This is a genomic window from Caldivirga sp. UBA161, assembly GCF_002506515.1.
GTDB lineage: Archaea > Thermoproteota > Thermoprotei > Thermoproteales > Thermocladiaceae > Caldivirga.
The window spans coordinates 1-7,982 of sequence record NZ_DAXS01000043.1; the positions used below are offsets into that span (position 1 = coordinate 1).

At 43.2% G+C, this 7,982-nt stretch carries 6 protein-coding genes; 3 read left to right on the forward strand and 3 right to left on the reverse strand.

Annotation, left to right across the window (positions count from 1 at the left end; genetic code table 11):
- A partial coding sequence (locus BP896_RS05065; protein ID WP_291766398.1) for an SDR family oxidoreductase occupies window positions 1–702 on the reverse strand: 702 nt, incomplete at its 3' end.
- Window positions 703–1,052: 350 nt separating this feature from the next.
- Here BP896_RS05065 and BP896_RS05070 point away from each other — a divergent pair.
- On the forward strand, window positions 1,053–2,219 hold the full coding sequence (locus BP896_RS05070) for an ABC transporter permease (RefSeq protein WP_291766400.1): 1,167 nt from the start codon (window positions 1,053–1,055) through the stop codon (window positions 2,217–2,219).
- Between the two features lie 15 nt (window positions 2,220–2,234).
- Here the strand turns inward: BP896_RS05070 and BP896_RS05075 are convergent, their stop codons facing one another.
- The gene (locus BP896_RS05075; RefSeq protein WP_291766402.1) at window positions 2,235–3,179 is read right to left on the reverse strand and encodes a DNA cytosine methyltransferase; all 945 of its coding nucleotides are present in this window, start codon (window positions 3,177–3,179) and stop codon (window positions 2,235–2,237) included.
- Window positions 3,180–3,300: 121 nt separating this feature from the next.
- Between BP896_RS05075 and BP896_RS05080 the strand changes: the two genes are divergently transcribed.
- Window positions 3,301–4,716 (forward strand): DUF402 domain-containing protein, encoded by a 1,416-nt coding sequence (locus tag BP896_RS05080; protein ID WP_291766403.1) that lies wholly within the window; start codon window positions 3,301–3,303, stop codon window positions 4,714–4,716.
- On the opposite strand, the gene BP896_RS05085 is transcribed toward BP896_RS05080, so the two are convergent.
- Window positions 4,655–5,146, reverse strand: a complete 492-nt coding sequence (locus tag BP896_RS05085; protein ID WP_291766405.1) for a GNAT family N-acetyltransferase — start codon at window positions 5,144–5,146, stop codon at window positions 4,655–4,657. The two genes, BP896_RS05080 and BP896_RS05085, sit on opposite strands and share 62 nt — an antisense overlap.
- Window positions 5,147–5,418: 272 nt before the next feature.
- Between BP896_RS05085 and BP896_RS05090 the strand changes: the two genes are divergently transcribed.
- Entirely contained in the window at window positions 5,419–7,875 is a 2,457-nt protein-coding gene (locus BP896_RS05090; RefSeq protein ID WP_291766407.1) for a V-type ATPase 116kDa subunit family protein, read from the forward strand.
- The last annotated feature ends 107 nt before the right edge of the window (window positions 7,876–7,982 follow it).

A 7,982-nucleotide genomic window follows, 5' to 3' on the forward strand; every position in this document is an offset into this window, starting at 1 on the left:
TATGTAGTTTGCCTCATCTGATGCCAAGTAGGCTACTGCGGAGGCAATGTCCTCAGGTCTGCCTAATTTACCCATCGGTATTACGTTAATCATCATTTTTACCTGCTCCTCGGAAACAGTCCCCATGCCTGGTGTTCTTATGGCTCCGGGTGCTATTGCATTAACAGTTATGCCGTAGCGGGCTAGCTCCAGTGCCAGCGCCCTGGTGAAGCCAACTATGCCTGCCTTTGATGCACTATAATGTGTGAGGCCCATGAAGCCGATCACTGCCCCAGCTATTGAGGCAATGTTAATTACTCTACCATTCCTCTGCTTAACCATGTAAGGTACCACTGCCTTTGTAACATTGAAGATGCCGTTTAGGTTTATGTTAATCACCCTGTACCAGTCCTCAAATGCCATTTCAAGGAATGGCTTAAATGGGTAAATTCCAGCATTATTAACCAGGGCGTCAATGCGCCCATATTTACTGAACACGGTCTTAGCAACCTCCCCAGCCATTTCCCCGTTAGTGACGTCAAGCCTTAATGCTAATCCCTCTCCACCCAGCCTCTTAACCTCCTCAGCAACATCATTCTCCTTACCTGTAATATCTGTAATTACCACTATAGCCCCTTCCTTAGCTAACCTAAGGGCTATTCCCCTCCCTATTCCCTGTCCTGCACCTGTAACTATAGCTACCTTACCACTTAGATTAGCCATATGCTTATTGTTGATTAGCTTTCTTAAACTTTACCTATAGGTGAAGTATCATATTATCCCTCAATAGAATATTTTATAAATATATCATAGAATAGTTAACCTTAGGCTTAGGGAAGCGGATTATTTTCAGGCGTTGGCGTATTCATCAACAGTCAGTAAAGGGAAGTAGTCAACACTTTATCTCCACTACTCCTCCCACCCTTTTAGGCGTAGCCCACATTGGTATGAGGGGGCGTTTCTTTAATGCAATTAACTATAAAAAGATTTCTATTAAAGTGGAAAAAGGATTCAGCCCTTAGGATGAGTACTTGCTTAAAAAGGATTATAAGCATTAGCCTCTTCACTAATGCGTGAATACGCGAGCCAGTTTGATGGCTATTAGGATTGGGTTAAGGGGGTTGGTGGCTAGGAGGGCGTTAACCCTAATGACCATTATTGCTGTGGCCACGGCTGTGGCGCTCCTAATAGCCCTTGAGACTGTTACGTATGGTGTTAAGTATACTGTGGGCCTTGAGGTTAAATCAATATTACCCGCTGATTTAATGGTTTATACTTCAACGGCAATTATACCTGAGGAATTAGTTAACATGATTAATGGGTTGAAGGCTGTTGAGTACGCTGCACCAGCCATATTAACTGGCGCGATTACCGGTGGCCACGATGTAACACTCATAGGCCTATCAACAAGCTCCTTCAATTACTTCTACCCCCAGTTAACTCAAGGATCATTACCATTGGGTGAGGATGACTGCATAATATCACAGCAGTTGGCTCAAGCATTAAACGTGAGTACAGGCGACTACATTTACGTCTATGTGCCTCAGGGTATTTCCGGGACATACAATGTCCTTAAGCTTAGGGTTTCGGGAATTTTCTCAAGCATATTTGGTGGTTTACTGGGTTTCCAAGTCTACATGATAGTCACGCACTTGAGTTACCTCCAAAGTCAATTAAACACAGGTGGCTTCGTTAACGTCATATTCATTAAGGTTGCTCACGATAACCCAACCATAATAAATGGGCTTAACACAGCTATGAAGCAGATAATCCCAGAGGCCCAGGTTTATGAGCAGCAGTCAATAATAGGGAGTGTTAATGATGTTGTTAACCTAATTAACGTATTCTTCCTTGTAGTCATAGTGCTAAGTGTAGTTATAGCTGGGCTCATAGTGGCTATAATGGTGTTGATAAACGTTAGGGAGAGGAGGAGGGAGATTGGGATAATGAAGGCAATAGGAGCTTCCAATGGGCAAGTAATGCTAATATTCATAATCCAAGTGCTCGTAGTCTCCTTAATAGGTGGACTACTGGGCTTAATTGCAGGTTACTATGGTTCAGTGGCTATGGTTAAGTTAATTAATTACCTGGGCTACAGTATAAGGATAGTAATAATTCCGGTACCGGAATTCTTCGCATTGGGATTAGCCACAGCATTAGCCACTGGGGTACTAGCCTCAATACCACCATTAATCAGTGTAATTAGGATAAGGCCAGCTGAAGTAATTAGAATGGAGTAATCCAGTTAAGCGTACTCACGTTAATTCCCGTTTAACAACCTCAGCTATTGCCTTAGCCAATGGTGGTGGTACAGCCTCACCCACCTGGTTAAACTGGGAATCCTTACTACCAGTGAAGATGTGGGTGTCTGGGAAACCCATTAACCTAGCCTGCTCCCTAACGGTGAGTAATCTATCCTCGAATGGGTGTATGAACCTCACGCTACCCATTACCGTTGGGGCTGGTTTACCTGGGTGAAGCCTAATGAAGTTCCTGTACATTCCCCCAGAGCCCCTATACGCGTATAGTGCCTGCCCCCAATTAACCCTACTAATACCCTTAATCTTCCTACCAGATACCGTGACTAACTCATGATTTGGGATCAGGGGTGTTGGCTCAGGTAGGCCTCTTAAGGCATCAGCAACAGTAACCAGCCTACCTACCTTAGGTGGTTTAATAATTATATTAGATATGAAGGCCCTCCTCCTAATACTCGGTACTGCATAATCCTCCGCGTGGAGTATATTGAAGTGAATGCTACTGTAACCCACCCTCCTGAATTCATTAATTAAAGCCTCTCTTAGCCCACCCTCAGTTATGGCTGCCACATTCTCCATGACAAATACCCTTGGCTTAAGCTCACCTACAAGCCTAATGAACTCCAGGGTTAATTGACCTAATTCATCTAGGTAAAGCCTATCTAATGGATCCCTCATCCTCCTTGGATTAGCCCCAGTGTAGGCTTCACAGGGTGGCCCACCTATAACCACATCTACGTCACCAACATACTTAACAATATCACTACCCCTCACTAACCTAGCGTCCTCACGTATGGTTACTGCCTTAGGGAAGTTAATGCTGAATGACCTCACTGAATCAAGGTCAATGTCCAGGCCAGCAACTATTTCAAAGCCAGCATCCCTGAAGCCAGCTGAGAATCCCCCAGCCCCTGAAAACAAGTCAACCACACTTAAACCCACTATGCCTCACTTAGTGGTTCCCCATTAATGGTTAATTCATAAACCTAACTCAAGCATATAATAGTTGAGTAATTAGTTATGGCAACCCAGTGTTTAAATAACCCCAGTTGCATTAATCCTGATGACTAAGGTAAGAGTTAGGGGAATTTACGCCACGGCCCTAACTAAGATTATGCTGGAGGATGGGTATGATATTGTTCAAGCCACCGACACTATATTAAGTAGATTCAACATACTTCACTCCACTGAGCCTCCTGATGTGACTATTAAGGATGATGAAAATATACCAGGGGCATTATTCATAATAGGTAAGTGCAGTGAAGTTAATAGGGTCCTTGAATCCATACTACGTAGAATTGGGGATGCTGCCTTCAATAAGCCGCCAGTCCCATTATACAGTGTAATAATGGGTGTTGTTGCTGATAATGGCCACATTGAGGTGGCACCAGGTGTCTTAGCCCTACTTGAAGGCTCCAATTACTTTAGGCCTGGTGATAAGCTCCCAGTGACCATGGTTAATGTGACTGGGCAATTGAGGGCAAGCCCATACATAATGCCAACCACCAGTTACCTCAGAGTCATAGATAGCCCAACGGTTAAGCTTAGTAGGCATATTAAGGACCCTGATGCTAAAATGATGCTTGTTAGGGTTGGGTTAAGTAAAATAAATCAACTCGGCGGCTTAGGCATAAGGTGGAGGAGTTCAGCCCAATACCTCAGTGAGGAGGAGGCTGAGAAGGCGCTGGATGAGGCGATAAGCCTAGTTAATGCCATTAGGGTTAAGATAGCTGAGGCAAGGGATTATGATGTATTGTTTGAGGGGGAGTGCATAGCATCAGTGATATTGGATGCTGAGGCAAGGCTGATGCTGGATGATATTAGGAACACCATTGTGCCCACAGTTAGGGGCCACCATGCCTTGAAGATAACCATGAAGAACACTGAAATACTTGACTACACAGAATACTTAGTTGGTGAATTAAAGATGAGGGATGAATTAAGCAGGGCCTTAATCAATTATACGCTAAGCAATTTACCAATGATTAATGTACATCACGTTAAGGTTAATGGAGAGCACATTAACCTAGGGCCTGGGGAGAAGGTTCACTACAGTAATGGATTATTAATCATTAGGAGGGAGTTGAAGCCTGGTGGAATATTGGATGGCCTTAATGTGGCTAAGGAGTACGGTGACGTAGCCTACAGCGTAATTGGCATTGGCGAGAGGCATTTAATTCACATTTATGCTTCACATGATGGCTCATTCAAGGGTGCATATATTAATATTAACACACCCATTGAGGTTACTTGGGATGGAGTAGTCTACGTTGACCTTGAGGTTGATTTAACCGTTGATAAGGGGTTTAACGTGAATGTTATTGATGAGGATAAGTTAAGTAGCATACCCAGTAGGAGGCTCATTAATGAGGCTGAGGATGAGTTAAGTAGGCTTAAGGATAATGCAGTGGACCTTATTAGGAGCCACATTGGCACTTTAAGTAAGCTTGGTTTAAATATTCATTATCAAGAATCATGAAGTAGGCTGACTCACCATCACTGTAGTAGCCTGATATAGTGTGGTGAATCCTGAATCCTAAGCTCCTATATAGGTTAATTGCAGCCTGATTGGATACCCTAACCTCCAGAACTATTGAATCCACAATACCCTTAAGCCTACATATTGATGAGCACATGAGAAGCCTACCTACCCCCATTCTCCTATACTCGGTTAAAACGCCGAGGGAAACCACATGCCCTTGGCCAGGCCTATCAATGCAGGTTATTATGTAGCCGATGTAACTCCCATCCTTAACAGCCACATATGATGAGTTGGAGCAATTCTCACAAAGCCACTCCAGGAAACCTCTAGTGTAGACTTCACTGGGCCTGAAGATCCTCCTCTCTAAGTCCTCAATTAAATCAATAATATCTAATCCACATTGCTTAACCTCAACGTTAGTCCTCATGCTCAACGCATATGCTTCAGTATTTTAAAATACAACCGCGCCTACAGTTGATGAATGCCTAGCATCCAGGAGTAATGCATATTTACGTGGTTCACTAGATAAATGCCGGGTAAAAATCCGCAATTAGTCAAGTTAATCCACAATATATGCAGGCGCTGAACTCATGGTGGTTTATAATTTGCGTTATTTAAGTACTTCAATTCAATATACCGCCTTAAAAGTGAAGTTTTAAATACAATATAACTTAAAAAATCAAGCCCAGTGAGCCTAATGTGCCCATAGAGAGGATCGTGGAGTATAAGATAACTGTACCTAGACATGCAGCCTTGGATATAATATTCAGGGTGGGTTTACTTGGTGAATTCATGCCAATTGATAGGCCCCCTAAGTTACCTGCCCCATCAATTGACCAGGAAACCTACAATAGTGTTAGGAGGCTGACTGAGGCTGCCAGGGTAATATCAAGGTATTGGCAGGGACAGCAGGATTCACCGGTAGGTAGGTTTAAGATTAAGGCAACCACCTTCAGGGATTTTGTAGACTCAGTGTACAGGAATGGTGAGGAGTTGATAGGTAGGATTAGGCAGATTGAGGATTCACTAAATAATGCTGAGGAGGAGTTAACGAAACTTAAGCTAATGATGAGGATTAATTCCCTGATGGGTTCCATTCAACTTAAGAATATTAAGTACATTACCCTTGAGATACCCCATAGGGCTTTAAGTGACTTCGAGAATTCCATTAAGCAGATTGAGGATGCTGCCTTAATTAGGCTTGATGAGGCTAATGATAAGGTCCACTTACTTATAATTACCCCAATCTGGGAGTTGAGGAGGATTAACGACATTATTAGGCTACATAACGTTAAAGTAATCGAGTTACCTGAGGGTGATTTAAGTAATGTGGAGGTTAAGGTTAAGGAAGCTGAGGCAATCATAGGTAGTTTAAGGAGCCAACTTGAGTCGTTAATAAACAGTAATAGGCCAGTGATAAGGGGTATTTTAGAGGCTGCTGGCGTCGCTGAGAATGTTATTCAAACATACGTTAACAGCGCTGTTGAAGAGGGGGGTGAGGCTATTGCCAGGATTGATACAATTAAGGCTCAAATAGGGGAATTGGAGGATAGGCTAATTAGGCTTAGGTTACTCATGGAGGCTTATAATGGTTTAATTAGAAGTGGTGTTAAGGAGATGGGGCTTAAGGCACTGGATTACTCATTATTCATAATTAGGGGTCAAATACCCCCTGACTTAGGTAAGTACTCAGGCTACGTAATTAATATTGGTAAGGACTTATCAGCATACTTAATAATGGCTAATGTGGATTACCCAGAAACCAACAATGTGGTTAAGGCGCCTAAGGAGCATTTAACAAACTTGGAGGCATCAGTGAAGTTACTTAGCAGGGAGGTTAGGGAAATGGAGAGGAGGCAGAGTGAATTGAGGGGTGAGCTTAATGAAATGATTAAGGAGAGGGAGGAGGCATGTAACTATAGTATTGAGGAGGCTAGGCAGGTAAGTGACCTAGTTACTATTAGGGGTTTCGTGCTTGAGAAGAATGTGGGGCGTTTCGAGGAATTCCTATACAGGACATTAACCGACCTAGCTGTTGACGCTATGGTTAGGAAATTCACCAGGATTATCCAAGTCAACACGGTTAATCCACATGAGGCCCCCACCAGTGAGGAGTATCCAGGGCTCATTAATGCCTTTAAGGAAATAACCTACATGTACGGTATACCTAGGTATGGTGAATTAAGCCCAGTAACATTAACAGCAGTATTGTTCCCAGTCTTCTTCGGCTGGATGTTCCCAGATGCCGGGCAGGGTGCAATACTACTACTCTTCGGCATACTCATGAATGTGCTTAAGTATAATGGTAGGAACAGCATACTTAGGGCAATGTTTTCAGGGAAGGCTAACCTATGGGGTCAATTATTCGTAATGATGGGTGCCTGGGCTATAGTATTCTCAATATTGAATAGTGGTGAGGTTTTCGGAATGGATTTAATTAAGCCAATACTACCGTGGGGTCGGGTTTTCATTAACGGTACAATAAACGAGTACTGGATAACCTGGGTCCTACCATTGGCAATGCTGTTTGGCTTCATACTACTGGTAACGTCACTAGTGCTTAAGCCGCTGAATAGGGCTAGGCTTGGACATAGGTTAGACGCCCTATCCCTAGCTTGGATCCCACTGGTCTTCATAGGCTTTGGCCTACTCATGATGAATGTTGGAATAATACCAGTAGCCCTATTAAACCCATCATTCTCAGCATTATTAACCCCCCAGGTTAGGTTAATTGGTGCAGCATTAATGGTGATAGGCTTTGGCGGATTCTTCGGCTCATTCATGTACATTAAGTCAATGCCCAATGCTGAGGTTGATGCAGCCGAGTTAATGGTTGGGTTAACCATAGAGGGTATACTGGATTCAATAGCCAATACTTTATCATTTATGAGGCTTGGGATAATAGCGCTAGTACACAGTATATTCACCTACATGACATACCACCTAGCTTTAACACTTGGATTACTAACTCCAGCTGGCTTACTAACAATGATTCTACTCAACGCATTAATCATTGCTGGGGAAGGCTTCTTAACCTTCATACAAACAAGCAGGTTAACGTTCTATGAAGTGTACTCTAAGTTCTATGAGGGTTCAGGTAAATTATACATGCCGTTAAGGTACATGCTCACAGCATTAAGTATTGAATTGCCCTAGGTTAAGGCATAAAATTAATTTAATAACCTAAGTTAAGCCTAACCAGTAGGGCCCGTAGCTCAGCCAGGTTTAGAGCGGCGGCCTTCGGAGCCGTAGGTCGTGGGTTC